General features: G+C 68.1%; 21 protein-coding genes and 1 tRNA gene. 13 read left to right on the forward strand and 9 right to left on the reverse strand.

Annotation, left to right across the window (positions count from 1 at the left end):
- The first annotated feature begins 53 nt into the window (after nt 1-53).
- Nucleotides 54-503: a thioesterase family protein gene (locus LDO13_RS16930; protein WP_224047836.1), complete on the forward strand. Its 450-nt coding sequence runs from the start codon at nt 54-56 to the stop codon at nt 501-503.
- Nucleotides 504-581: 78 nt separating this feature from the next.
- On the opposite strand, the gene LDO13_RS16935 is transcribed toward LDO13_RS16930, so the two are convergent.
- From LDO13_RS16935 to LDO13_RS16955, 5 genes are all read right to left on the reverse strand, one after another.
- A complete protein-coding gene (locus tag LDO13_RS16935) occupies nt 582-2,963 on the reverse strand; it encodes a bifunctional salicylyl-CoA 5-hydroxylase/oxidoreductase (RefSeq protein WP_224047837.1) in 2,382 nt (793 codons plus the stop codon).
- Between the two features lie 10 nt (nt 2,964-2,973).
- The gene (locus tag LDO13_RS16940) at nt 2,974-4,623 is read right to left on the reverse strand and encodes an AMP-binding protein (RefSeq protein ID WP_224047838.1); all 1,650 of its coding nucleotides are present in this window, start codon (nt 4,621-4,623) and stop codon (nt 2,974-2,976) included.
- A gap of 86 nt (nt 4,624-4,709) precedes the next feature.
- On the reverse strand, nt 4,710-5,582 hold the full coding sequence (locus tag LDO13_RS16945; protein ID WP_224047839.1) for an acyl-CoA thioesterase II: 873 nt from the start codon (nt 5,580-5,582) through the stop codon (nt 4,710-4,712).
- Nucleotides 5,579-6,016 carry a cupin domain-containing protein gene (locus tag LDO13_RS16950; RefSeq protein ID WP_224047840.1) on the reverse strand — a complete coding sequence of 146 codons (438 nt, stop codon included), beginning with the start codon at nt 6,014-6,016 and terminating at the stop codon, nt 5,579-5,581. Before LDO13_RS16950 ends, LDO13_RS16945 begins: the two co-directional genes overlap by 4 nt.
- A 43-nt stretch (nt 6,017-6,059) precedes the next feature.
- The gene (locus LDO13_RS16955) at nt 6,060-6,926 is read right to left on the reverse strand and encodes a fumarylacetoacetate hydrolase family protein (protein WP_224047841.1); all 867 of its coding nucleotides are present in this window, start codon (nt 6,924-6,926) and stop codon (nt 6,060-6,062) included.
- A 231-nt stretch (nt 6,927-7,157) separates the two neighbouring features.
- Here LDO13_RS16955 and LDO13_RS16960 point away from each other — a divergent pair, with 231 nt between their 5' ends.
- On the forward strand, nt 7,158-7,559 hold the full coding sequence (locus LDO13_RS16960; RefSeq protein ID WP_224047842.1) for a RidA family protein: 402 nt from the start codon (nt 7,158-7,160) through the stop codon (nt 7,557-7,559).
- Nucleotides 7,560-7,574: 15 nt separating this feature from the next.
- Here LDO13_RS16960 and LDO13_RS16965 read toward each other — a convergent pair whose 3' ends face one another.
- Nucleotides 7,575-8,501: a PaaX family transcriptional regulator C-terminal domain-containing protein gene (locus LDO13_RS16965; protein WP_224047843.1), complete on the reverse strand. Its 927-nt coding sequence runs from the start codon at nt 8,499-8,501 to the stop codon at nt 7,575-7,577.
- 178 nt (nt 8,502-8,679) lie between these two features.
- Between LDO13_RS16965 and LDO13_RS16970 the strand changes: the two genes are divergently transcribed.
- The 4 genes from LDO13_RS16970 to LDO13_RS16985 all read left to right on the forward strand — a co-directional run bounded on the left by LDO13_RS16970 (nt 8,680) and on the right by LDO13_RS16985 (nt 11,282).
- Entirely contained in the window at nt 8,680-9,723 is a 1,044-nt protein-coding gene (locus LDO13_RS16970; RefSeq protein ID WP_224047844.1) for a phosphotransferase, read from the forward strand.
- Nucleotides 9,724-9,797: 74 nt separating this feature from the next.
- A tRNA-Gly gene (locus LDO13_RS16975) sits at nt 9,798-9,871 on the forward strand.
- Between the two features lie 104 nt (nt 9,872-9,975).
- Entirely contained in the window at nt 9,976-10,125 is a 150-nt protein-coding gene (locus tag LDO13_RS16980; RefSeq protein WP_224047845.1) for a hypothetical protein, read from the forward strand.
- Between the two features lie 8 nt (nt 10,126-10,133).
- On the forward strand, nt 10,134-11,282 hold the full coding sequence (locus LDO13_RS16985) for a N(5)-(carboxyethyl)ornithine synthase (protein WP_224047846.1): 1,149 nt from the start codon (nt 10,134-10,136) through the stop codon (nt 11,280-11,282).
- A gap of 76 nt (nt 11,283-11,358) precedes the next feature.
- Here the strand turns inward: LDO13_RS16985 and LDO13_RS16990 are convergent, their stop codons facing one another.
- Nucleotides 11,359-12,705, reverse strand: a complete 1,347-nt coding sequence (locus tag LDO13_RS16990; RefSeq protein ID WP_224047847.1) for an MFS transporter — start codon at nt 12,703-12,705, stop codon at nt 11,359-11,361.
- Nucleotides 12,706-12,844: 139 nt separating this feature from the next.
- On the opposite strand from LDO13_RS16990, the gene LDO13_RS16995 reads away from it, so the two are divergent.
- Nucleotides 12,845-13,699 carry a LysR substrate-binding domain-containing protein gene (locus LDO13_RS16995; protein WP_224047848.1) on the forward strand — a complete coding sequence of 285 codons (855 nt, stop codon included), beginning with the start codon at nt 12,845-12,847 and terminating at the stop codon, nt 13,697-13,699.
- Nucleotides 13,700-13,991: 292 nt separating this feature from the next.
- The gene (locus LDO13_RS17000) at nt 13,992-14,288 is read left to right on the forward strand and encodes a hypothetical protein (protein WP_224047849.1); all 297 of its coding nucleotides are present in this window, start codon (nt 13,992-13,994) and stop codon (nt 14,286-14,288) included.
- 112 nt (nt 14,289-14,400) lie between these two features.
- On the opposite strand, the gene LDO13_RS17005 is transcribed toward LDO13_RS17000, so the two are convergent.
- On the reverse strand, nt 14,401-17,928 hold the full coding sequence (locus LDO13_RS17005; RefSeq protein ID WP_224047850.1) for a bifunctional proline dehydrogenase/L-glutamate gamma-semialdehyde dehydrogenase: 3,528 nt from the start codon (nt 17,926-17,928) through the stop codon (nt 14,401-14,403).
- Nucleotides 17,929-18,151: 223 nt separating this feature from the next.
- Nucleotides 18,152-19,615, reverse strand: coding sequence for an amino acid permease (locus LDO13_RS17010; protein ID WP_224047851.1), 1,464 nt, complete (start codon nt 19,613-19,615; stop codon nt 18,152-18,154).
- Between the two features lie 144 nt (nt 19,616-19,759).
- Between LDO13_RS17010 and LDO13_RS17015 the strand changes: the two genes are divergently transcribed.
- The 5 genes from LDO13_RS17015 to LDO13_RS17035 all read left to right on the forward strand — a co-directional run bounded on the left by LDO13_RS17015 (nt 19,760) and on the right by LDO13_RS17035 (nt 24,645).
- Nucleotides 19,760-20,671, forward strand: coding sequence for a LysR substrate-binding domain-containing protein (locus LDO13_RS17015; protein WP_224047852.1), 912 nt, complete (start codon nt 19,760-19,762; stop codon nt 20,669-20,671).
- Between the two features lie 61 nt (nt 20,672-20,732).
- Nucleotides 20,733-21,161 carry an aspartate 1-decarboxylase gene (panD, locus tag LDO13_RS17020; protein ID WP_224047853.1) on the forward strand — a complete coding sequence of 143 codons (429 nt, stop codon included), beginning with the start codon at nt 20,733-20,735 and terminating at the stop codon, nt 21,159-21,161.
- 123 nt (nt 21,162-21,284) lie between these two features.
- Nucleotides 21,285-22,211 carry an AEC family transporter gene (locus LDO13_RS17025; RefSeq protein WP_224047854.1) on the forward strand — a complete coding sequence of 309 codons (927 nt, stop codon included), beginning with the start codon at nt 21,285-21,287 and terminating at the stop codon, nt 22,209-22,211.
- Nucleotides 22,212-22,263: 52 nt separating this feature from the next.
- On the forward strand, nt 22,264-23,385 hold the full coding sequence (locus LDO13_RS17030; protein WP_224047855.1) for an FAD-dependent oxidoreductase: 1,122 nt from the start codon (nt 22,264-22,266) through the stop codon (nt 23,383-23,385).
- A gap of 177 nt (nt 23,386-23,562) precedes the next feature.
- Nucleotides 23,563-24,645, forward strand: coding sequence for a DUF1524 domain-containing protein (locus LDO13_RS17035; protein ID WP_224047856.1), 1,083 nt, complete (start codon nt 23,563-23,565; stop codon nt 24,643-24,645).
- Nucleotides 24,646-24,659 lie beyond the last annotated feature (14 nt).

Below are 24,659 nucleotides of genomic sequence, written 5' to 3' on the forward strand. Positions count from 1 at the left end.
CCTCCCACTCAGTAATGCACTCGTATTGCTCTTCGAACTTTCAGGCGGCATCCATGAACCCCACCCAGTCCCTCCCCTGCATTGCCGCGACGGCAACCCTGGAACGGACCATTGAATGGGTGGATACGGATGCCGCGGGGCACCAGCACAATTCGGCGGTGCTCCGCTTTGTCGAGGCCTGCGAGGCCAAGTTGTTCCGGGACATGGATCTGCCGGGGTACTTTCCGTCGGCACCGCGGGTTCGCCACGAGCTCAACTACCGGGCAAAGTTGTACTTCGGCCAGCGGGTCACCACCACCGTAGTAGTGGAGAAAATCGGCCGCACGTCCTTGACGTTCAGCTTTGAGGTGTGGGGCGAGGAGTTCCGGGGCGAACCCCGGGTCCTCGCCGCGCACGGATCCTTCGTCACGGCGCATGTCGCCCAGGGCGCCGCGGCCGCCAGCCCGTGGCCGGCGGACCTGGCGGCCAAAGTCACCGCCCGCGCGGCGCAAAGCCAGGACTAGCCCGCCCGGCCGCTGCCCGGCACCGCGCCCTTGCGGTGCCTTGCAGCAGTCGCGCCGGGCGGCGATTCCGTACCGACCCTAGACCGACGCCGGCACCTTCGCCGGCGTCCAGCGCAGGTGGGTGGGCAGTTCGGCGATCTCCGGCTCCCGCACGAGCGCGAGCCGGGGCCGGACCGCGTCGGTGCGGGCCGCCGGCGGCTTGCGGCTGCCGGCACGGAACTGCTGCGGCCAGTCGGCGCCCGGCCCGCGGTAGTCCTGCTCGATCGCCGCATGCAGGGTCCACTGCGGATCAAACAGGTGGGTGCGGCCGAGGGCGCACAGGTCCGCCCGCCCGGCCAGCAGGATCGAGTTGACGTCGTCGTAGGAGGACACCGCCCCGACGGCGATCACCGCCACGCCTGCCTTGTGGGCCACTTCCTGCCGGATGCGGTCCGCGAACGGGGTCTGGTAGCTGCGGCCGTAGGCGGGCTTCTCCTCCTTGACCACCTGGCCGGAGGAGACGTCCACGCCGTCGGCGCCGTGTTCGACGAAGGCCCGGGCAATCGCGACGGCGTCGTGTTCGTCGTTGCCGCCGGGAGCCCAGTCGGTGGCCGAAAGCCGCACGGTCAACGGCTTGTCCGCGGGCCACGCGGCGCGGACGGCGTCGAAGACTTCCAGCGGGTAGCGGAGCCGGTTCTCCAGCGATCCGCCGTATTCGTCGGTGCGCAGGTTGGCCAGCGGCGAGAGGAACGAGGAGAGCAGGTAGCCGTGCGCGCAGTGCAGCTCCAGCAGGTCGAATCCGGCGGCGGCCGCACGGACGGTGGCGGCGACAAACTCGTCGCGGACCTGCTCCATTTCAGCCCGGCTGATTTCGCGGGGTGCCGGGCTGCCGGGGCCGTACGGTATGGCCGAGGGGCCCACCGGTTCCCAGCCGCCCTCGGGCAGCGGCTCGTCGATGCCTTCCCACATGAGTTTGGTGGAGCCTTTGCGGCCGGAGTGTCCCAGCTGGACGCCGATGGCCGCCGTCGAACGGCTGTGCACGAAGTCGACGATCTCCCGCCAGCTCTCCTGCTGGGCGTCGGTGTAGAGGCCGCTGCAGCCCGGCGTGATGCGGCCGGTCTCGGACACGCAGACCATCTCGGTCATGACCAGGCCGGCGCCGCCGAGGGCCTTGCTGCCGAGGTGGACGAGGTGGAAGTTGCCCGGGACGCCGTCGGTGGCGGAGTACATGTCCATCGGTGAGACGACGATCCGGTTCTTCAGTTCCAGCCCGCCGATCCGGTATGGCTGGAACATGGCGGGGGCGCTGCCGGCGATGCCCTGGGTGCGGGCGAATTCCTCGTCCACCCGGGCCGCGAACTCGGGGTCGCGCAGCTTGAGGTTGTCGTAGGTGATCCGGCGGCTGCGGGTGAGCAGGTTGAAGCAGAACTGCACCGGGTTCTGGTCCTTGTACATGCCGATGTTCTCGAACCATTCGAGCGAGGCCTGCGCGGCGCGCTGGGTGGACTCGACCACCGGCCGGCGTTCCGTTTCGTAGGCTTCCAGGGCTGTTTCGAGCTCGGAGTGCTCGTGCAGGCAGGCGGCCAGGGCGAGGGAGTCCTCCATGGCCAGCTTGGTGCCGGAGCCGATGGAGAAGTGCGCGGTGTGGGCGGCGTCGCCGAGGAGCACGATGTTGCCGTGCCGCCAGGACTCGTTGCGGACGGTGGTGAAGTTGATCCACTTGGAGTTGTTGACCAGGACCTCGTGGCCCTCAAGCTCCTCGGCGAAGATGGTTCGGATGGCGGCCACGGCCGCCTCGTCGCTTTCGCCGGGCAGGAACGCCTGGTGCTCGGTGGCGTCGAAACCGGCGCTGCGCCAGACGTCCTCGTGCATTTCGACGATGAAGGTGCTGCCCTCGTCCGAGTAGGGGTAGCCGTGGATCTGCATGACGCCGTGCTCGGTGTCCTTGACGAAGAACTTGAACGCCTCAAAGACGAGGTCGGTGCCGAGCCACATGTACTTGGACCTGCGGACGTCCAGGCTGGGCCGGAACACGTCGGCGTAGCGGGAGCGGACGGCGGAGTTCAGGCCGTCCGCGGCGAGGACCAGGTCGTAGTCCCGGCTGAGTTCCCCGACGTCCGGCGCCAGGGTGCTGAAGCGCAGGTCGACGCCGAGTTCGGCGCAGCGGCGCTGCAGCAGCTCGAGCAGCTCCTTGCGGCTCATGGCGGCGAAGCCCTGCCCGCCGACCGTGTGCTGCGCGTCCTTGAAGTGGATATCGATGTCGGTCCAGCGGGCGAAACGCTCGGACATGTACTCGGCGATCACGGTGTCCGCGTTGCCGATGCCGCCGAGGGTTTCGTCGCTGAAGACGACGCCGAAGCCGAAGGTGTCGGACGCGGCGTTGCGTTCCCAGACGGTGACCTCGTGGTTCGGGTCCAGCTGCTTCATGAGGGCGGCGAAGTAGAGTCCGCCCGGACCGCCGCCGATGATTGCGATTTTCATGTGGTGCCTCTCAAGCGTTCTGGTGTTCGGGGGTGGCGGTGTCAGCGGCCAGCTGCTCGCGCAGCCGGAAATGCTGGAGTTTGCCGCTGGGGTTGCGGGGCAGGCCGTCAACGAAATGCACCTGGCGCGGGTACTTGTACGGGGCGATGGCCTGCTTCACGAAGTCCTGGATTTCCTTGCGTTTCGCGTCGTCGGCATCGACGCCCTCGCGCAGCACGATGAAGGCGCAGACGACGCTGCCGCGGTCCGGGTCGGGCCGGCCGACGACGGCGTTTTCCATCACGTCCGGGTGCTGGTCGATCGCGGCTTCGACCTCGGGGGCGCCGATGTTGTAGCCGGAGGACACGATCATGTTGTCGGAGCGGGCCTGGTAGTAGAAGTAGCCGTCGCTGTCCCGGCTGAAGGTGTCGCCGGTGACGTTCCAGCCGTTGACGACGTAGTCCGCCTGGCGGGAGTCGTTGAGGTAGCGGCAGCCGGTGGGGCCGATCACGGCGAGGCGTCCGACGGCGTCCGGGCCAAGTTCCCGGCCGTCGTCGTCAAGGATGGCGGCCCGGTAGCCGGGGACGGCGGTGCCGGTGGCGCCGGTACGGATGTCGTCCCCTGCCGCGGAGATGAAGACGTGCAGCATTTCGGTGGCGCCGATCCCGTTGACCAGCTTCAGGCCGGTGCGTTCATGGACGGCGCGCCAGGTTTCGGCGGGCAGGTGCTCGCCGGCGGAGACGGCGGTGCGGAGCGTGGCCAGAAGGCCCTCGGCGCCTTCCTTGAGGATGGCCTTGTAGGCCGTCGGCGCGGTGAACAGGATGGTGGCCTTCGCGGCGTGCACGGCCTGCGCCAGTTCGAGCGGGGTGGCGCGTTCGGTCAGGAGCGCCGCGGAGCCAAAGCGCAGCGGGAAGACCACCAGTCCGCCGAGTCCGAAGGTGAAGGCCAGCGGCGGGGACCCGGCGAAGACGTCCTCAGGCGTCGGCGCCAGGATGTGCCGGGCGAAGGTGTCCGCGTTGGCGAGGATATCCCGGTGGAAATGCATGGTGATCTTCGGCGTCCCGGTGGTGCCGGACGTCGGGCCAAGCAGCGCGACGTCGTCAGCCGCCGTCGGGACGTCGGTGAACTCGCCGCTCTTGGCGGCACAGCGTGCCAGGAGGTCCGCGCCGGTGCTGCCCCCCATGGCCAGCACCGGCACGTCGTTTCCGGCGGCCTCGGCCAGATCGTCCAGGAACCGGCTGTCGCACAGGGCGGCGGCCGGCCGGGTCAGTTCCAGCAGGGTCCGGATCTCGTTAGCGCGCAGCGCCGGCATGATGGTGACGACGACGGCGCCGGCCTTGAGCACGCCGAGCCAGGCGGCGACCAGCCACGGGTTGTTCGGCGAGCGCAGCATAACGCGGTTCCCGGGGACGATCCCGAAGTCCTCAACGAGGACCTGGGCCACCTGGTTGGCGTGGCGCTGCAGCTCCCCGTAGCTCCAGGACCCGCCGTCCGGGGTGAGCAGGGCGGGGCGGTCGGCGCCGAAGCTGCGGACGGCGTCGTCAATCAGCACGGTGGCGGCGTTGAGCTGCTGCGGGTACTGCAGTTCCGGGAGCGTGAACTCGAGCGCGGGCCACTGCTCTGCCGGGGGCAGGTGGTCGCGCGCAAAGGTGTCCTGGTGCGCCGAGGGCGTCAGATCCATGGCAAGCCTTTCGTATCGTCGTTGATAGGAGGGGGAGCGATCATCGGGTGCTCCGAAACGGCCGTTGTGACGGGCCAAAAGGGCACTTACGGAGCAGCCGACTTCCGGATCATGCCTTCCTGGACCACCGTGGCGAGGAGCCTGCCCTGCCGGTCGTAGAAGTGCCCCTGCGCCAGGCCGCGGCTGGCCTGCGCCGAAACGGCTTCCTGGACGTAGAGCAGCCAGTCGTCCACCCGGCCTTCGCGGTGGAACCACATGGCGTGGTCCAAGCTGGCCGTGACCAGGCCCGGGTCGCCCCAGGCGTAGCCGTGCACCCGGAGCACCGGTTCCAGGATGGTGTAGTCGCAGACGTAGGCCAGGGCGGCCCGCTGCAGGTCCGGGTCGTCCGGGAGCCGGTCGAAGGCCTTCACCCAGACCGCCTGGTGCGGCACCTGCTCCCCCTCGACGCTGAGGTAGACGGCGCCGGGCACATGGCGCATGTCGAAGCTGCGTCCGCCGGACCAGTAGGCCGCGGCGTCGCCGTCGACGCCGTCGAGCACGTCGGCGGAGGACGGCAGCGACTCCGGATCCGGGATCCCGGCCGGCATTGCCCGGGCGAATTCCTCACCGGGTTCCTCCGCGTGGAAGGAGGCCATGGCCACGTAGACGGTCTTGCCGCCCTGGTAGGCGCGGACCTGCCGGGTGGAGTAGCCCCGCCCGTCGCGGAGCCGCTCCACCTCGTACCGGACCTCGGCACCGATGTCCGCCGGCCGCATGAAGTAGCTGTGCATCGAGTGCAGCGAGCGGTCATCCCCCACCGAACGCATCGCCGCGGCCGCGGCCTGCGCCACCATGTCCCCGCCGTAGGCCTTGGGCCACGGCACGTACTGCGTCGTGGCGGTGTAGGCCTCGTCGAGGAAGTCCGGCTCGACCGGCGTCAACTCGAGGGCGGACAGGAGGATCTCCGACGTCGGATTCATACCCGGCGGTATCCTTCGAGCGTGGAGTCGTCGACGTCGTCGAGGTTCACCACGATGTTCTCCGGCGTGCGCGCCGTGAGCCAGACGAGTTCCTCGGTGATGCTCATGTTGGCCTCCACGTGCGGCATGTACGGCGGAACGAAGACCCAGTCGCCCTCGGTCATGTCAATGAACTCCTTGTAGTCCTCGCCGAAGTAGATCCGGCCGTGGCCGCGCAGCACGTAGCCGCCGGTCTCGGCTTCGCCGTGGTGGTGCGGGAAGGAGCGGTAGCCGGGTTCGTTGCTGACCTGGCCGTACCAAATCTTTGTAGCAGGGGTGTGCTGTGTGCTGACGCCGGAGATCCGGACGGCGCCACCGGACTGGCCAGTGTCGCGGTGCTCGGCACCCTTGCGGGTAACGACGGGGACAACCTGGTCTGTGATCTGTTCTGTCATGGTGGTACCTCTCTTTTGGCGGGTCTGCAGGGTGGGTTGGTGCTTAGAGCCGGACGGTGTTGGTGAGCGTCCCGATGCCCTCGACCTCGGTGGTGACGACGTCGCCGTCGCGCAGGTAGCGCGGCGGCGTGGCGCCCATGCCGACACCCCCGGGGGTGCCGGTAAGGACGACGTCGCCGGGGCGCAGCTGCGTGAAGGTGGAGATGTAGGACAGCAGGGCGGCCGCGGTGAAGACCAGCGTTTTGGTGTTGCCGTTCTGGACCTCTTCGCCGTTGACCAGGCAACGGACCCGGACGCCGGCTTCAGGGTCGCATTCGTCCGGGGTCACCAGCACGGGACCCAGCGGGGTGGTGCGGTCGAAGGCCTTGCCCTGAAACCACTGCAGGGTGCGACTCTGCCAGTCGCGCAGGGAAATGTCGTTCGCCACGGTGTAGCCGGCGATCGCGGCGGCGGCCTCTTCCGGCGAGGCATTCTTGAGCGGGGCGCCGACGACGACCGCCAGTTCCGCTTCCCAGTCAACCTTGGCGCCGTGGCCGGCGGCGTCGATGACCTCGCCGTCGCCGATCAGGGTGTCCGCATACTTGGCGAACAGGGTGGGGAATTCAGGCAGCTCCCGGCCCATTTCAGCTATGTGGTCGGCGTAGTTCAGTCCGCAGCAGATGACCTTGGACGGGCGCGGCAGCACGGTGGCGAACCGGGCGGCGTCGACGGGGATGGACTCGTGCCGAACTCCGCCGGCCGCCCCCGCGGCGGCGGCAGCCGCCTGCTCCCGCCAGCCGGCAGTCTCCAGCAGTTCGCTGAGGTCCCGTGCGGCAAGAAGCACAAAACGGTCCCCCGACTGCACAGCGGCGCGGGTAGCCGGGCCACCGCTGGCGTCGCGGGCTGCCGTAATGACGGTCGCAAGGCGCATGATTCTTCACTTCCGGTTCGACGGCGGAACCGGCCCCTTTGCCGATTCCCGTGACGTGCTAACTGTGCCATCCCCCGACGGGGTATGTCGACATTTTTACGGTCGTCACATATGCTCAAGTTAACACGAATTCACCGGTTTGGATAGACCGGCAGATGTGCCGGATCCGTCCGTTCGCAGTTACCACCCCCCGGACTTTCACCAGCACCGCCGACTCAATGAGGAGCCACCATGAACCACAAGGTCATCAACCCCGCAGCCCTGGCCAAGCCCTCCGGTTTCGCCCACGGCGTCCTGGCCGGAAACACCGTTTACCTGGGCGGCCAGACGGCCATGGACAGCAACGGCGACATCGTTCCCGGCGGCATCGTGGAGCAGTTCCGCCAGTGTTTCTCCAACGTCCTCACCACGCTGGCTGAGGCCGGGGGCATGCCCTCGGACCTGGTCAACGTCACCATTTACCTGACCGACGTCGAGGACTACCAGAAGAACGGCCGCGAAATCGGGCGCATCTGGCGGGAGATGGCGGGCACCGACTATCCCGCGATGGCCGGCGTCGGCGTCACGCGGCTCTGGCAGGCCGAGGCGCTGATCGAGATCCAGGCCGTCGCCGTCGTGTCGGGCCAGGGCTAAGCGGGCAGGTTAACGCTACGCAGTCCCGGAACTGCCCGTGGCCCCCAGCAGCCGCTCGGCGTGCTGGCGGGCCGGGCCGTTCAGGAGGCGGTGCAGCTCCGCGAAGATCCGCTCCGCGGTCAGCCCGCGCCAGCCCGGCGGCAGGAACTCCTCCGGGAGGCCCGGATCCAGGTACGGCAGCCGGCGCCACTGGGTGAGCAGCTGGACGTAGTCAGCGAAGGCCGCCCGGTCGGCGTCGGGCCCGGGTGCCGGCGCCCCCGCCGGTTCCCAGCGTTCCAGCACAGGTGCGAATCGTTCGATGAACTCCGCGTAGAGCGATTCAAGGGCCGGCAGGTCCCACCAGCGGGAGACTTTGTCCTTGACGTCCCCGGCGGTCAGGTGCTCGGCCTTGAAGAATTCCACATATTCGGTCAGCCCGGCCCGCTCGAGCTGGTGGCTGATGTCCTCGAAGGTGTTGCCCGGGGCAATCCAGAGCCCCGGCGTCACGGAACCGAAGCCCATCCGGGTCAGCATGCTGCGCAGCTGGTGGCGGAGGTGGCGCTGGGACTCCGGGACGGAGAAGGCGATGAGGAGCCAGCGGTCGGCCGCCGTCGCACGCCGGGGCGAAAAGATGCGGCGGTCGCCTTCCTGGAAGACATCCTCCAGGTTGGGGGCCAGCCGGTAGGCGGCCACCCCGCCCTCCCTGACGCTTTCCAGCACGCCGCGGCGCTTGAGCCGGGACACGGACGAGCGCACGCCGGAAGACTCGACGCCGAGATCATCGAGCATGGAAATCAGCACCGAGACGGGCAGCGCGCCGCCGTTGGCACGCCCGTACAGGCCGTAGATCGTGACGATCAGCTGCTGGTGCCGCGGGGTTTGCCGGGGAACGGCGGATCCGCCTGCGGGCGAAGCGTCCGGTCCGGGGTCCGGCTGGGCGTCCAGCGCCGGCGCGGGGTCCATTACCACCGCCGGCCATTGATCGGGAGAACAGTCATGGATCTAGGCTATAGAGGTCTGCGCGCCGCGATGGCCGTGACGCTCCGCCAACCGTTCCGGACTGCGCCGGTCGGGGCTGTGCCGGCAGCGCAGGACCGCGGGCTTCCCAACGTCCCCGCAGGCTCGCCGCTACTGTTACTCCATGAGCGACCCTCCGCCGAAGCAGACCACCGACACGGACGACGACGCCGGCGGGGCCGAACCCCGCGCCGCTGCCTCCAGTCCGGCCACGCCGGAACGCCGTCCGCGCATCGGGTGGGCTGACCTTCCCGATTCCGTCCGCTCCGCCGTCGAGGACATGGTGGGCAGTCCCGTCATCGCCGCCCACACCCAGCCCGGGGGCTACTCCCCCGGCAGTGCGGACCGGGTGGTTACAGCCAAAGGAACCCGCTTTTTCGTGAAGGCGGTTACCGGCTCATTGAACTCCGAGTCGCCGCAGCTGCATCGCAGGGAGGCCCGGATCATGAACCTGCTCCCTGCCGGGCTTCCCATCCCGCAACTTGTCGGCACCCACGACGACGGCGAATGGGTCGCCCTGGTGTTCAGCGACGTTGACGGACGTCACCCGCAACTGTCAGGCCCCGACCTTCACGCTGTCCTTGATGCCGTGGACGCAATCTCCGCACGCCCCCTGCAACCGGAGGCACTTGAGATCCTGCCCTCGCTGACAGACGAGGTACGGGGTATTTTCGAGGGCTGGGCGAGGCTGCGCAACGACCCGCACCCCGGACTGGACCCGTGGGCGGCAGGGCACCACGCCCTGCTGGAGTCGCTGTCCGCCGCCGCGGCAGACAACGTGGGCGGGGATCGGCTCGCGCACGTTGACCTTCGGGCCGACAACGTCCTGATCGACGGCGGCGGGCGGGCCGTCATTGTGGACTGGCCCTGGGCGGCACACGGAGCGTCGTGGTTCGACGCCCTCACCCTCCTCGTCGATGCGCGGGTCAACGACCCGGCGTGCGACACGGAGGCAGCCCTCCGGGAGCACCTCGTGTTCACGTCCGCCGCGCCTGAGCAGGTGGATTCGGTGCTCGCGGCACTGGCCGGCTATTTCCTCGACAACGCCCGCAGGCCGTCCCCGCCGGGACTTCCTACCTTGCGCGCTTTCCAGCAGGCGGAAGGGGCAGCATGCCTCGGATGGCTGCGGGAACGATTGGAGCGGCCAGAACCGGCACGGGTGTTCTGAGATGCCGCCCGGCTGGGGTAAGGTAAATCTCGTTGTTCCCCGGGACCAGGTCCAGCATTCTGGCCAGTCCCACTGCGGCTGTAGCTCAATGGTAGAGCGCTAGCTTCCCAAGCTTGATACGCGGGTTCGATTCCCGTCAGCCGCTCCATTCCCCCTGCAGGACTCTCTCCAGCAGGCGGCCCGGGGGCCGTTAGGTCGCTACCTGTATCGTTCGAAGTCAGGAACCTCTTCGGTTCCGCTACAGGAGCGATCATGGCTGACAAGTCCCCCCGTCAAGCAGCATCCAAGAAATCCGCTAAATCCATCAAGGAAAAGCGCGCCGAGAAGCGGGACGCCGCAGCCCCGCCCAGCTCCCTGGACAAGGCCACCAGCTCCAAGCCGGCAGGTGCCAAAAAGAAGTGAGCGGCACCATGAGCCACCTCACCCTCGGAGTCCTGGCCACCACGCGGAAGCCGGACGAACGGCGCCTCCCGATCCACCCCCTCCACTTGGACCGCATCGCCCCGGAACTCCGGCAGCAGCTCATCCTGGAGGAAGGCTACGGCGAGCGTTTCGGCGTCTCGGACGCCCACCTGGCGCCGCTCGTGGGGCGCATCGCCCCCCGTGCGGAACTGCTGGCCGAGGCCGACGTCGTCCTCCTGCCCAAGCCGCAGCCCGAAGACCTCGCCGAACTGCGCGACGGGCAGGTCCTCTGGGGCTGGCCGCACTGCGTCCAGGACCGGGCCATCACCCAGCTGGCGATCGACAAGAAGCTCACGCTCATCGCCTTCGAGGCGATGAACCACTGGGCCAGCGACGGCGGCTTCGGTCTCCACGTGTTCCACAAGAACAACGAGCTGGCCGGCTACTGCTCCGTGCTGCACGCCCTGGCGCTGACCGGTTCCACGGGCGACTATGGCCGCCGCCTGAGCGCCGTCGTCATCGGCTTCGGAGCCACGGCCCGCGGTGCGGTGACGGCCCTCAACGCCCACGGCATCCATGACGTCCAGGTGCTGACCAACCGCGGCGTCGCGGCGGTGGGTTCCCCTATCCATTCCGTCCGCATCGCGCAGTTCGACCACGACCACAAGGCGCCGTTCCTCAGCGAGGTCATCACCGAACGCGGCCGCGTGCCGCTGGCACCGTTCCTCGCCGAGAGCGACATCGTGGTCAACTGCACCCTGCAGGACCCGAACGCGCCGCTGACGTACCTGCGCACCGAGGACCTCGACAAGTTCCGGCCCGGCAGCCTGATCGTGGATGTGTCCTGCGACGAGGGCATGGGCTTCAGCTGGGCGAAAACCACCACGTTCACCGAGCCGATGTTCAAGGTCGGGGACCATATCGATTACTACGCGGTGGACCACAGCCCGTCCTACCTGTGGAACTCTGCCAGCTGGGAAATCAGCGAGGCGCTGCTGCCGTTCCTGGAAACCGTGATCACCGGGCCCGCGGCCTGGACCGAGAACGAGACCATCCGCCGCGCGATCGAAATCCGCGACGGCGTGGTCCTCAACCCGGATGTGCTGCAATTCCAGCAGCGGGGTCCGGAGTACCCGCACCTGCCCGTCGCGGACTAGCACCCGGTTTCCGCTGTGGAAACGGACAGCCGCTGCGTGGATCCACGCAGCGGCTGTCCGAAAACGGCGCGGAAAGCTACGCTGTCCGGACAATCCTCAGGAGCTTGCGCCGGTCTTTCAGGTCCACCTTGAGCATCAGCTGGTCCCGGCGTGCCAGCACGACGGCGACCGTCGCCGCGGCGACCGCCGGCACCCCGCCGGAGACGAGGATGGCCGTGTGCGGATCCACGTGTTCGGCCAGCCAGCCGATCATCGGCCCGCCAATCGCCTGCCCGCCGATCAGCACCATGATGTAAAGGCTCATGACGCGTCCGCGGATGGCCATGTTGGAGCTGATCTGGACCAGCTGGTTCGCCGCGGTCAGGAACATCAGGCACCAGAACCCGGCCAGCACCATCGCCGCCCCGAACCACACCATGGACGGCGCCAGCGAGGCCAGGCAGAGCATCAGCCCGTACATTCCGGCACCGAGCATCACCGAGCGCAGCCGTAGTTCACGCCGGCGGGCCGAGGTGATCGCCCCGGCCAGCGCACCGAGGGCCACGAGCGCGTTCAGCAGTCCGTAGCCGCCGGCGCCGACGTCGTACACGTGGTCCGCGAAGGCTGCAAGCAGCACCGGCAGGCTCATCGCGAAGACTGCGACAAAGCCGGCCATCAGCCAGGGCCAGTAGATGGTGGGCTTGCTCAGGGCGTAGTTCAGCCCTTCGCGGAGCATCCCCCTGCGCTTTGGCACCGGGGCGCTGAGGTGCAGCTGGTCCTTCCGCAGGGTGAGCAGCATCGCGACCGTGAAGCAGCAGGCGACGGCGTTCGCGGCGAACGCCCACCCGGCGCCCACCGCCGTGAGCAGCAGCCCGGCGAGCGCCGGCCCGATCAGGCCGCCAAGCTGGAATGTCGTGGAATTCACGCTGATGGCGTTCCGGAGGTAGGCCGGCCCCACGAGCTCATTGACGAAGACCTGCCGAGCGGGCTGGTCCAGCACGGTGACCAGGCCCAGTGCGAGCGCGATCACGTAGACGTGCCAGACCTCGATCCGCTGGCTCAGCGCCAGCACCGCGAGGATGGCCGCCAGCACCGCGGCCACCGACTGGCAGAGCATCAGGATCCTGCGCTTCGCGAAGCGGTCTGCCATCATGCCGGCCCACGGGCCCAGGAACAGCGAGGGCAGGAACTGCAGCGCCACCGTGATTCCGACGGCGGTGACGGAGCCGGAGAGCTGGAGCACCAGCCAGTCCTGGGCAATCCGTTGCATCCACAGGGCGATGACGGCGATAAAGTGCCCGATCGCGAAGATGCGGAAATTGCGGACTTTCAGCGAGATGAAGGTGTGGCGCCAGGGCAGCGGCGCGTTGACGACGGCGAGGGGCGCGGTGGTGGTGTCGGGCAGTGCGGTTATGTTGGCCTCTAAAGGCGGAGGGGGTGCCACGGAAAGTCCTCAAAGGAGCGGGTGAGCTGGGATGCCTTAACGCTAAGCTGGCCGCAGCGGATTGTGGAAGATTATTCACCGCATAACTAGCATTACGGAACGCAATGTGGCGCGAGTTCGCCGCAGGTCAGGAGCCCGCATGTTCGAACCGGCCCAGCTGCGGTCTTTCCTTGCCGTGGCCGAAACCTTGAGCTTCACCAAGGCGGCCGAACGGCTGGGCCTGGCCCAGCCGACGGTCAGCCAGCACGTGCGCAAGCTCGAGACCGCCGCGAAGCGCGTCCTGGTGGCACGGGACACCAGGGACGTGCGCCTGACCGACAACGGGGACGCCATGGCCGGCTTCGCCCGCAGCATCCTGTCCGCCCACGACGCCGCCTCCCGCTACTTCTCCGGATCGGCCATGCGCGGCCGGCTGCGCTTCGGCACGGCGGACGACCTCGCAATCACCGGCCTGCCGAGAATCCTGCGGGAGTTCCGGCAGGTCTACCCGCAGATCAACCTGGAACTGACCGTGGGCCAAAGCGACCAGCTCTACAAGAGGCTCAACGCCGGCCAGCTGGACCTCGTCTTCGTCAAATGGGTGGCCGGGGCCAAGGATGGCACCGTGGTGCAGCAGGACTCCTTCGCCTGGGTGGGCCTGGAACAGACCTCGCTGGACCCGGCCGAGCCGGTGCCGCTCATTGCCTATCCCTCCCCCAGCCTGAGCCGGAAGCTTGCCATCGATGCCCTCGAAGCCGCCGGACGGACCTGGCGCATCACCTGCACCACCCGGCAGATCAGCGGCGTGCTGGCGGCCGTCCGGGCCGGCATCGGCGTGGCGGTCATGCCGGCTTCGCTGGTGCCGGAGGACCTGAAGATCATCACGCGGCGCTTCGACCTGCCGCCGGTGGGCGACGTCGATTTCACCCTGATCCGCAACCCCCTGGCCAACACCGAGGTGATCGAGGCGCTGACCCAGACGATCGCGGGCCGGACGCTGAAGCGCCCCGCCTGAGCCGCCACCGGCGCCGCAGCGGAAATCACTGTTTTCACGGCCTGCGTACACGCTTATGTACCTACTCGGATTGCGTACTTACGCATACCATTGATCCACTCGGATTCGTGGCATATCCTGAGTGTGTTGCAGGTCAAGCAGAGGCCTATGACAACGATTCGAAATGACGAACGTTGTCCTTTGTGTCTGCCGTGCGGCGGCCATGGGAGGCGTTCGGGATAGGCCGACAGTGACGCCAGCCATTAACCGCCCACACTCCCCCTCCGCATCGACAGCCCACAGCCTCAAGCCCGTGGGCACGTTTTCCCAGGCAGTGCACCGCGGCGCCGCCGCCAAACACCCCAGCCGCGGACGCCTGGACCCGCATCCCACCACACTGGTTGAGGCCGAATATGTCGGCAGCCCGTATTGCGAGCGCTGCGGGACCGACGAGTTCATCTACCTTGAGACTTTTGTCCCTGCGACCCATCACCGGGACGGCTCCATCAACAAACTCGGCGAGGTCACGTACTTCTGCTCGGGTTGCGACGACTTCTCCGCGCACGCGGTGCCCGCCTCTTGGGTTCCGCCCGGCTGGTACTTCGGCTGAGTCCGCCGGCGCCGGGCACGCCTACAGACCACGAGCCGGGCAGCCACCATTGGAGGGTGGCTGCCCGGCTCGTTTGTGCCTGCCCTATGGAGGCGGGCCGGGGTGGCCGGCCCTAGATCAGACCGTCCGAGATGAAGTTGGGCGTACCAAAGCGGTGCGCCGTGATGCTGATGGCCTGCTCGTGCAGGAACGGCAGCAGCTCAACGCGTCCGGCCTCAGTGACCGGGTGGAAGTAGAGCGCCAGGTCGGGGCGTCCGCCGGTCGCCTCGGCAAGGGCCTTGGCGTCGCCGCCGATAAGCCGGATCCGTGAGGTGGCGAGCCTGGCCGTTCCGGCCAGCTTGCCCGCGGAGGCCAGCCAGTCGGCGTCGTTCTGAACGGCGACGTCGATGCCCAGGCCGGAGAGCACGGTGCGCAGCTGGGCGGGGAGCTCGACGGCGGTGGACACCGTCAGTGCCGAGCCCGCCAGCACGCCGGCCGCCACTGTCCGGACCAGTCGGGCAAGGGGCTCGCCCTCGGAGAGCCGCACCGTGACCGGCAGTGCGCGGTAGCGGAAGATGTTCCGCTCGGCGCTCAGTCCGGAGACGTCCTTGGCCGTGCCGAACTCCTCGGCCCACGCAACGGCGTCGGAGGCCAGGGCACGCTGCAGCGCGCCCAGCTCGCCGGCGTCCAGGAAGTCCGTGGCCGCCTGTTCGATCCGTCGGACGCCCGCGTGAGACACGGCGGCCGGGGCTCCGGCCGCGGTGCTGGCCTTGCTTACCCATTCGCCGAGTCCGACGAGGTAGTTGGGCCCGCCGGCCTTGGTGCCGGCGCCGACGGCGGATTTCTTCCAGCCGCCGAACGGCTGGCGCTGCACGATTGCGCCGGTGATGCCGCGGTTGACGTAGAGGTTGCCGGCCTGGACGGTGTCGAGCCAAAGACCCACTTCCGCCGGGTTCAGCGAGTGCAGACCGGAGGTGAGTCCGTACTCGATCTGGTTCTGGATGGCGATGGCGTCCTCAAGGGTCGCCGCGGTCATCACACCCAGGACTGGGCCGAAGAACTCGGTGAGGTGGAAGTAGGATCCGCGGCGCACACCGTAGCGGACGCCCGGGCTCCAGAGCTTGCCCGTCCCGTCCAGCTTCTTCGGCTCGACAGCCCAGCTTTCACCTTCGCCGAGGGTAGTCAGGGCGCTGAGGAGCTTGCCGTTGGCGGGTTCGATGATCGGGCCCATCTGGCTGGCGGGGTCCTCCGGGTAGCCGACCTTCAGCGAGGTGACGGCGTCGATCAGCTGGTTGTGGAAGCGCTTGGACGTGGCCACCGATCCGACCAGGATCACCAGTGAGGCCGCGGAGCACTTCTGGCCGGCGTGGCCGAAGGCGGAGTAAGCAACGTCCTTGGCCGCGAGGTCAAGGTCGGCACTCGGGGTCACGATGATGGCGTTCTTGCCGCTGGTCTCGGCCAGCAGCGGCAGGTCCTGGCGGAAGGACCGGAACAGCTCTGCGGTCTCGTAGCCGCCGGTGAGGATGACGCGGTCCACGGCGGGGTGGGAGATCAGCTGCCGGCCGAGCTCGCGCTCGCCCAGCTGGACCATGGTCAGCACTTCCCGCGGAACGCCGGCTTCCCAGAGTGCCTCGATCATCACGGCGCCGCTGCGGCGGGCCTGCTTGGCAGGCTTGATCACGACGGCGGAACCGGCGGCGAGCGCGGCCAGGGTGGAGCCGGCCGGGATGGCCACTGGGAAGTTCCACGGCGGGGTCACCACGGTGAGCTTGGCGGGCACGAAGGTGGCGCCGTCGACGTCGTCGAGCTTGCGGGCGGACTCGGCGTAGTAGTGCGCGAAGTCAACGGCCTCGCTGACTTCCGGATCACCCTGGTCAATCGTCTTGCCGGTCTCGCTGGCCATGACCTCGAGCAGTTCGGCGCGGCGGGCCTCCAGGACGTCGCCGGCGCGGTGCAGGATCGCGGCGCGCTCGGCCCCGGAGAGGGCACCCCAGGCCTTGCCCTTCTCCACCGCGGTGTCGATCACCGTGTTGAGCGTCGCGGCATCGTTGATCGTGGCGGCCTCGACGGCGGCGTTGCCGAGGGTCGACGTCGCGACGCGGGCCAGGATGGCACGGCCCCAGTCGCGGTTGGCCGGCAGCGAGGGGTCGGTGTCGGCGGTGTTCTCGAAGGAGTCGTGCGGCATCGGCTCGGCCGGAAGGCTGCGGTTCTGCCGCCGGTTCGGCAGCGGGACCTCGTCGTCGAGCTTGGCGAGGGAGGCGAGGAAGCGCTGCTTCTCGCGCTCGAAGAGGGATTCGTTCTCACTGAGTTCGAAGACCGCGGACATGAAGTTGTCCTGGCTGGCGCCTTCTTCGAGCCGGCGGATCAGGTAGGCGATCGCGACGTCGAACTCGGCGGGGTGGACCACCGGGGTGTAGAGCAGGAGCGAGCCGACGTCTTTCTTGACGGCTTCGGCCTGGCCCTGGGCCATGCCGAGCAGCATCTCGAATTCGATGCCGGACTCTACTCCGCGCTGCTTGGCGAGGAGCCAGGCGAAGGCGATGTCGAAGAGGTTGTGGCCGGCGACGCCGATCCGGATGTTGCGGATCCGGTCCGGGTGCAGCGAGTAGTTGATGACGCGCTTGTAGTTGGTGTCCGAGTCCTGCTTGGTGTTCCAGGTGGCGAGCGGCCAGTCGTGCAGGGACGCCTCGACCTGTTCCATCGGCAGGTTGGCGCCCTTGACGACGCGGACCTTGATCGCGGCGCCGCCGTCGGCGCGGCGGGCGGCGGCCCAGTCCTGCAGCCGGATCATGGCGGCGAGGGCATCCGGGAGGTAGGCCTGCAGCACGATGCCGGCCTCGAGGTCCTTGAATTCCGGCTTGTCCAGGATCCGGGTGAAGACCGCGATGGTCATGTCCAGGTCCTTGTACTCCTCCATGTCCAGGTTGATGAACTTGGCCTTCTGTCCGCCGGCGGCGAAGGACGCGGCGCGGGTGAAGAGCGGGGTGAGCTTCTCGACGACGTGCTCCACGGCCTCGTCGAAGGCCCAGGCCGAGTGCGGGGCCACGGTGGAGGAGACCTTGATGGAGACGTAGTCGACGTCGGGGCGGGACAGGAGCTTGTGGGTTCCCTCCAGGCGGCGCGACGCCTCATGTTCGCCGAGCACGGCCTCGCCGAGGAGATTGACGTTGAGTTTGATGCCGTCCTTGCGGATCTTGGCGATGGCGGGGCCGAGCTTGGCTTCGGTGGCGTCGACGATCAGGTGGCCGACCATTTCGCGGAGCACACGGCGGGCGACCGGGATGACCACCCGCGGCAGGGCCGGGGCCATGGTGCCGCCAAGGCGGACGGCGCTGCGCATGTACCAGGGCAGGAAGGTGGGGACCTTCGGCGCCAGCGCGGCGAGGTTCCGGGCGGCGACCTGAAGGTCCTCGGGACGGACGACGCCGTCGACGAATCCCACGGTGAAGTCGAGGCCGTTGGGGTCCTTCAGGACGCCGGCGAGCTGCTCGGCGGAGGCATCGACGGGGAACTTCGACGCCTCGGTGAGCCAGTGCCGGACCAGCCCGATGGTCTCCTCGGCGAGGGCTGCGGCTTCAAGGACCGGGGAGCCTTCCGAGACGGGTGCGTGGTCGGCGGCGTTGCCTGTGTTCACATCGGACTCCGTTGAAATGTTGGTCATGGCTGGTACTCGTTCTTTCTCAAAATATGGACCCTTCTTGATTTAGTATGCGACCCGATTTTCATAAGATAAAGCGATGTTTTCTAAGCAATACTGGTTAGAAAAATCGAAGGGTTGCGGGCCGGGCGGAACCGCTCCCGGACACACGAATGCGCTATCATCTCTGGCTCCCAAAGGGCGTCGATGGGAGCCAAAGGTGACAGCGCAACTCGGGTGGGCGCGGCTAGTCGATGTGGCGGTGCATCTCCACGAGCTCCTCATGCCGCGGGCTGTCCGGGTTCATCAGAGAGTGCTTGCGGCCGTAGCCGAAGTAGATGATCAGGCCGATGACGAGCCAGATGCCGAAGCGGGCCCAGGTCTCCCAGTGCAGCTGAAGCATCAGGAACGCCGATGCCAGCACGCCGAACGCTGGAACCACCGGCATCCACGGCAGGCGGAAGGTCCGCGGCGCGTCTGGTTTCGTGTAGCGGAACACGATGACCGACAAACAGACGACGACGAACGCCGCCAGGATGCCGATGTTGGTGAGGTCCGCGACCGCCTTGATCGGGAAGACGCCCGCCAGCAGGGCAGAGCCGATCCCGGCGATCCAGGTGACGCGCTGCGGGGTGCCGTGGTGGTCCGTCTTGGCGAACCAGCCGGGGAGCAGCCCGTCCCGGCTCATCGAGAACCAGACCCGGGTCACGCCCAGCAGGAAGGTGAGCATCACGGTCAGGATGGACATCACCGCAAAGACGGAGATGATCGTGGCGACCACCGGCAGGCCCACGCCGTTGAACGCGGAAGCGAACCCGGCCTTGGGGTCGATGTCCTGGTAGTTCTGCATGCCGGTGAGGACCAGGGTCGCCGCCACGTAGAGGAGCATCGCGATGATGAGGGAGTAGATGATCGCCTTGGGCATGTGCTTCTTGCCGTCCGTGGCTTCTTCCGCCGCGGTGCTCATCGCGTCGTAACCGAACACGGCGAAGAACACCGTGGCCGCACCCGCAACGACCGGGCCGAAGCCGCTGGGCATAAACGGGTTGTAGTTTCCGGTATCGATATAGAAGATGCCCAGGCCGATGATGAAAAGGATAAGGACGACCTTGAAGCCCACCGCGATGAGCTCGAAACGTCCGAAGGTCTTGGCGCCGCGGGACAGGATCCAGGTGACCAGGAGGCAGACCGCGATGGCCGGGATGTTCACGATGCCGCCCAGCCCTTCATCCGGCGTCGAGGTCATCCAGGCCGGCATCTGGACGCCGATGCCGGAGAGGAACGCGTCGAAGTAGCCGGAGATGCCGATGGCCACGACGGCCACGATCGCGATGTATTCCAGCAGCAGGTCCCAGCCGATAAACCAGCCGATGATTTCCCCGAGCGCGACGTAGCCATAGGTGTAGGCCGAACCCGCGCGCGGGATCATGCCGGCGAACTCCGCGTAGGACAGGGCTGCGGCCGCGGAGGCCAGGCCCGCGATCAGGAACGAGAACAGCACCGCCGGTCCGACGCCGGGCTCGGTCTCGCTGCCGTGGGCGACGAGCCCCGCCAGGGAGAAGATTCCGACGCCGATGATGCCGCCGACGCCGATGGCCGTCAGTTGCCAGAGCCCGAGGCTCTTCATCAGGCCGCTGTGCAGGTTTTCTTCCTCGATGTCGTCGATCGGCTTGCGCCGCATGATCGACCTGTCTATGTCTTTTGTAGCCATCAGGGTCTCCCGCATTTAGGTGTGGCGCCCATCAATCCACCCTGTGATGGGTGTTACATAACGACAACAGTATGCAACCGGGATTGCATTAGATAAAGTGAATTCTCCTAATCAATAACCATTAGAATTCACAAAGGAATAGCGATGCTGGATGTCCGGCGGTTGCGCCTGCTGCGCGAACTGAAGATCCGGGGCACCCTGGCGGAGGTCGCCGAGGCGCTCCAGTACAGCCCCTCCTCGGTCTCGCAGCAGCTGACCCTCCTGGAAAAGGAGGCCGGCGTCGAACTTCTTCGCAAGACCGGGCGCCGGGTCCAACTCACCCCACAGGCCGAAGTCCTGGTGGCCCACACAGCCCAACTGCTGGAAACGCTGGAGCAGGCCGAGGCGGACCTGGCCGCCTCCTTGACCACCGTTACCGGCACGGTCCGCATCGCGGTCTTCCAGTCCGCGGCACTGGCCCTGATGCCGGACGCCCTTACGCGGATGGCGTCGAGCTATCCCGAGGTGCGGATTGAAATGACCCAGCGGGAACCCGAGACGGCCCTGCATGAGACCTGGGCGCGGGACTTCGACCTGGTGATTGCCGAGCAGTACCCCGGACACGCGGCACCCCGGTATGCCGAACTCGACCGCCTCCGCCTCACAAGTGACGCGATCCGCCTAGCCGTTCCTCCGCCCGGCCCCGGCCGGCCGGACATCACGTCCCTCACGGATACCGCCGGGCTGGCCTGGGTGATGGAGCCGCGCGGAGCAGCGTCCAGGCACTGGGCCGAGCAGGCCTGCCGCAGCGCAGGGTTCGAGCCCGACGTCCGCTTCGAGACGGCCGACCTGCAGGCCCAGATCCGGCTGATCGAATCCGGGAACGCCGTGGCCCTCATGCCGGACCTCGTCTGGACGGGGCGGGGCACGACGTCGCAGCTGATCACCCTTCCGGGCGACCCGCACCGGACGATCTTCACGTCGGTGCGGCGCTCCAGCGCCACGCGCCCGGCGATCCTGGCCGCCAGGGAGATCCTGGCCGAGACGGCCGCCTCCATCCCGCCCGCCGGCCCCTGACCCGTCGGGTGTTCGCTGGATCACAGCGCTCCCGGCGGCCCGGCGCTAGACTGGACCCGTTATGAATCGCACAATATTCAAGTCCAAGATCCACCGCGCCACGGTCACGCACGCGGACCTCCACTATGTCGGTTCGGTCACCGTGGACCTGGATCTGCTGGAAGCGGCCGACATCCTCCCCGGCGAGCTGGTGTCCATCGTCGACGTCACCAACGGGGCCCGGCTGGAGACGTACACCATCGCCGGTGAGCGCGGTTCCGGGGTGATCGGGATCAACGGTGCCGCCGCGCACCTCATGCACGAGAACGACATCATCATCCTGATCACCTATGCCCAGATGACCACGGATGAGGCCAAGGCCTACAGCCCCAAGGTGGTCCATGTGGATAAGGACAACAAGATTGTCCAGATCGGCAACGATCCCGCGGAGGGTCATACGCCCGGGATCATGCGCCCGCCGTTTGCGCTGAACAACGCCACCCTGAACTGACGGCAGACTGAACTGACGGCACCGGCGCCTTGCGCCGTAACAGGCACCCGGCACTAATAAAGCTGATTACTCTGGAAGGGTGACCGCCGCCCTTTCCCCGCCCAACACACCGCGGACCGCCGCGTGTTAGGCGTACTCGCCGGATTCTTCGTGGTCTGGTGCATCATCCTGGTGGGCATGTTCGTCGGCCGGCGCGGAATCCTGGGCGAGAACGCCCGCTCCGTGCTCAGTTCGCTGACCTTCTTCGTCGCCAGCCCGGCCCTGCTGTTCGACACCCTCAGCAAGGCCAATGTCCACGCCATCTTCGCGGCCCCGCTGCTGGTGGCGGCGGTCGGCGCCATCGCGACGGCGGGGCTCTTCTTCCTCATCGTCCGGTTCCTGCTCAAACGCTCCCTGGCGGAATCCCTGATGTCCTCCATGAGCGCTTCACTGGCCAATTCCGCCAACCTCGGCATCCCCATCGCCGTATACGTCCTGGGCGATGCCAGCTACGTGGCGCCGCTGCTGATCTTCCAGCTGGCGTTCTTCACTCCCCTGTTCCTGATGGCCCTGGACGCCACCACCAGCACGCACCGGACCACACCGCTGAGCTTTGTGCTGATGATCCTGCGGAATCCCATCATCGTCGGCTCAGGGCTGGGCCTGACGGTGGCCGCGACCGGATGGCAGGTCCCTCCCCTGCTGCTCGAGCCGATCCACCTGATCGGCGGGGCTGCCATTCCGGCCATGCTGCTCGCCTTCGGGATGAGCCTGAACGGCTCCCGTCCGGTGCAGGCCGCGGCCGGGCGCCGGGCCGACACCCTGCTGGCCTGCGGCTTCAAGCTCGTTGTCCATCCGCTCCTGGCCTACCTCTTCGCCCGCTTCGCCCTGCATCTGGAGGACCAGGCACTGTTCGCCGTGGTGGTCACGTCCGCCCTGCCCACCGCGCAGAACGTCTTTGTCATCGCGAGCCGCTACCGGACCGGCCTGGCCGTGGCCAAGGACACCGTGCTGATCACAACCGTGGTGGCCGTGCCGGCCATGATCGTCGTGGCCCTGCTCCTCACCTGACGCCTGCCCTGCCCTGCCCGCTTTCCCGCACCAACACCATCCGGAGGACCCATTGAACACCACCCATCTGGACACCGTCGTGATCGGGGGCGGCGCCATGGGCTCGGCGGCCGCCTGGGCCCTGGCCAGCCGCGGCCGGGATGTCACCCTGCTGGAGCAGTTCGGCCCGGGGCACCGCAACGGCGCATCGCACGGCGCCACGCGGAACTTCAACCCCGGGTACGCCGATCCGGACTACGTCGCGATGCTGGCCGAAGCGGTCCGCTTGTGGGCCGAGCTCGAGGCCGACGGCGGCGAGCGCCTGCTGGCGCGCACCGGCGTCGTGAACCACGGGACCGATCCCCGGCTGAACGACGTGCGGAACGCCCTCCACGGGGCCGGCCTTCGGGCCGAGTTCCTGGTTGCCGCGGAGGCGGCCGAACGCTGGCGCGGCATCCGGTTCGACCAGGAGGTGCTGCACATGCCCGACGGCGGGCAGCTGAATCCCGACGCCGCGCTGCCGGTGCTGCAGCGCCTCGCCGCCGGCCGCGGGGCCGACATCCGGCACCGGGTCAAGGTGCTGGAGCTCTCAGTGAAGGACTCCGGCGTCAGGCTGACGGTCGACGCCGGCGGCCGCACCGAGGTGCTGACCGCCCGGCAGGCCGTGGTCACCGCCGGCGCGTGGACCTCGAAGCTGCTCGGCGGGCTGGCGCCAATCCCCCGGCTCACCGTGACGCAGGAACAGCCTGCTCACTTCGCCATCACGGACGAGGGCGCAGTCTGGCCCGGGTTCAACCACGTCCCGGGCCACGGCCCGGAGTTCGCGGACTGGTACTCGCCGGTCTACGGGATGCAGACGCCCGGGGAAGGCATCAAGGCAGGGTGGCACGGGGTGGGACCGGTCGTGGACCCGGACCGGAGGTCGTTCACGCCGGAGCCTGCCCAAATGGCCGCGCTGCAACGCTACGCCCGGACCTGGCTCCCCGGAGTGGATGCCGACTCCCTCACGGATATCAGCTGCACCTACACCACCACCGTGGACGAGAACTTCATCCTCGACCGTATCGGGCCGCTGGTGATCGGCGCGGGCTTCTCCGGCCACGGGTTCAAATTCACCCCCGTCGTCGGGCGGATCCTCGCCGACCTCGCCACCGGCGAAGGCAGTGCGCCGGCCATCTTCTCGGCGTCCCGCTGACCCTCTGGCCGGTATAGAAGCAACGCGGGGTCAGATCGCGCCCATCCCGGCCCCCGGCATGGGCGCGATGTGACCCCGCGTTGTCGTCCGGCACCGGTAGTCTGGGTCCGGTCTTAAGCCGCCCCTCGGAAACCCGGGGCAACAGCACGAATTGGGGAAGAATTGCACAGGGACAATATGCGGGAGGACGACAAGCGCGGGGACAAAGCACCCGTCACCGCCGGATCCGTTAAAGCAAGGTCGGGCGCCGTCGACTGGATCGCGGCCGGGCTGGCAGGGTTGCTGCTGGTTTCCGCCACGGCCTGCGCCAGCCCCGGGACGGCTCCGGCTGCCGCCCCGCCCGCCATCGAAAGCTCCGCGCCGGCCGTCAAAAGCCCGGCGCCCACCGCCGAGGGCGCCCCGCTGGACCCCGAGAAACCTCCCGGCGCCGGCGACGGTTCAAGTGCGCCGCACCAGCAGCCGGCCTTCGCCAGCAAGGCCCTGGAAGTGCTGGCCACGATCCCGGTCAAGGGCCGCGCGCCCAAGACGGGTTACTCGCGCGACCAGTTCGGCCAGGCCTGGGCCGACGTTGACCGCAACGGCTGCGACACCCGCAACGACATGCTCCGCCGGGACCTCAGCGGCCTCGCCCTCAAGCCCGGCACGCGGGACTGCGTTGTCCTCTCCGGCGTCCTGGCCGACCCGTACACGGCAACCCTGGTCAATTTCCTTCGCGGCAGCAGCACCAGTTCTGCGGTGCAGATTGACCATGTGGTGGCCCTCAGCGACGCCTGGCAGAAGGGTGCCCAGCAACTCACCGAGGCCCAGCGGCTCGCGTTCGCCAACGATCCGCTGAACCTGCTCGCGGTGGACGGCCCCGCCAACCAGCAAAAGAGTGACGGCGACGCCGCCACCTGGCTGCCGCCGAACAAGTCCTACCGCTGCGACTACGTGGCCCGCCAGATCTCGGTCAAGGCCAGCTACGGGCTGTGGGTCACCAGGGCCGAGCACGATGCGATGGCGCGCGTGCTCGGGGACTGCCCGGACACGGCTGCCCCCACCAACCAGGCAGCCCCGGCGACTCCCCCGGCGCAACCCCAGCCTGTGCAGTCCCTGCCGGCGCCTGCAGCCGCGCCGGCCCCCGCGGCCCCGGCTCCCGCTGATGTGTATTACGCGAACTGCGCCGCCGCCCGTGCCGCCGGCGCCGCTCCGCTGCGGGCCGGCCAGCCGGGCTACCGCGAGAAGATGGACGGCGACCGCGACGGCGTCGCCTGCGAATAGCGGGGCCACCGGAT

The organism is Arthrobacter sp. NicSoilB4 (assembly GCF_019977335.1).
Lineage (GTDB): Bacteria > Actinomycetota > Actinomycetes > Actinomycetales > Micrococcaceae > Arthrobacter.

Excerpts from the sequence above, each read along its gene's own strand:
- LDO13_RS16985 (WP_224047846.1), top strand. The coding sequence starts at position 10,134 with ATGAGCCACCTCACCCTCGGAGTCCTGGCCACCACGCGGAAGCCGGAC.
- LDO13_RS16970 (WP_224047844.1), top strand. The coding sequence starts at position 8,680 with ATGAGCGACCCTCCGCCGAAGCAGACCACCGACACGGACGACGACGCC.
- LDO13_RS17035 (WP_224047856.1), top strand. The coding sequence starts at position 23,563 with ATGCGGGAGGACGACAAGCGCGGGGACAAAGCACCCGTCACCGCCGGA.
- LDO13_RS16960 (WP_224047842.1), top strand. The coding sequence starts at position 7,158 with ATGAACCACAAGGTCATCAACCCCGCAGCCCTGGCCAAGCCCTCCGGT.
- LDO13_RS16980 (WP_224047845.1), top strand. The coding sequence starts at position 9,976 with ATGGCTGACAAGTCCCCCCGTCAAGCAGCATCCAAGAAATCCGCTAAA.
- LDO13_RS16955 (WP_224047841.1), bottom strand. The coding sequence starts at position 6,926 with ATGCGCCTTGCGACCGTCATTACGGCAGCCCGCGACGCCAGCGGTGGC.
- LDO13_RS17015 (WP_224047852.1), top strand. The coding sequence starts at position 19,760 with ATGCTGGATGTCCGGCGGTTGCGCCTGCTGCGCGAACTGAAGATCCGG.
- LDO13_RS17010 (WP_224047851.1), bottom strand. The coding sequence starts at position 19,615 with ATGGCTACAAAAGACATAGACAGGTCGATCATGCGGCGCAAGCCGATC.
- LDO13_RS16940 (WP_224047838.1), bottom strand. The coding sequence starts at position 4,623 with ATGGATCTGACGCCCTCGGCGCACCAGGACACCTTTGCGCGCGACCAC.
- LDO13_RS16950 (WP_224047840.1), bottom strand. The coding sequence starts at position 6,016 with ATGACAGAACAGATCACAGACCAGGTTGTCCCCGTCGTTACCCGCAAG.
- panD (WP_224047853.1), top strand. The coding sequence starts at position 20,733 with ATGAATCGCACAATATTCAAGTCCAAGATCCACCGCGCCACGGTCACG.
- LDO13_RS16995 (WP_224047848.1), top strand. The coding sequence starts at position 12,845 with ATGTTCGAACCGGCCCAGCTGCGGTCTTTCCTTGCCGTGGCCGAAACC.
- LDO13_RS16945 (WP_224047839.1), bottom strand. The coding sequence starts at position 5,582 with ATGAATCCGACGTCGGAGATCCTCCTGTCCGCCCTCGAGTTGACGCCG.
- LDO13_RS16930 (WP_224047836.1), top strand. The coding sequence starts at position 54 with ATGAACCCCACCCAGTCCCTCCCCTGCATTGCCGCGACGGCAACCCTG.
- LDO13_RS16965 (WP_224047843.1), bottom strand. The coding sequence starts at position 8,501 with ATGGACCCCGCGCCGGCGCTGGACGCCCAGCCGGACCCCGGACCGGAC.
- LDO13_RS16935 (WP_224047837.1), bottom strand. The coding sequence starts at position 2,963 with ATGAAAATCGCAATCATCGGCGGCGGTCCGGGCGGACTCTACTTCGCC.
- LDO13_RS17005 (WP_224047850.1), bottom strand. The coding sequence starts at position 17,928 with ATGACCAACATTTCAACGGAGTCCGATGTGAACACAGGCAACGCCGCC.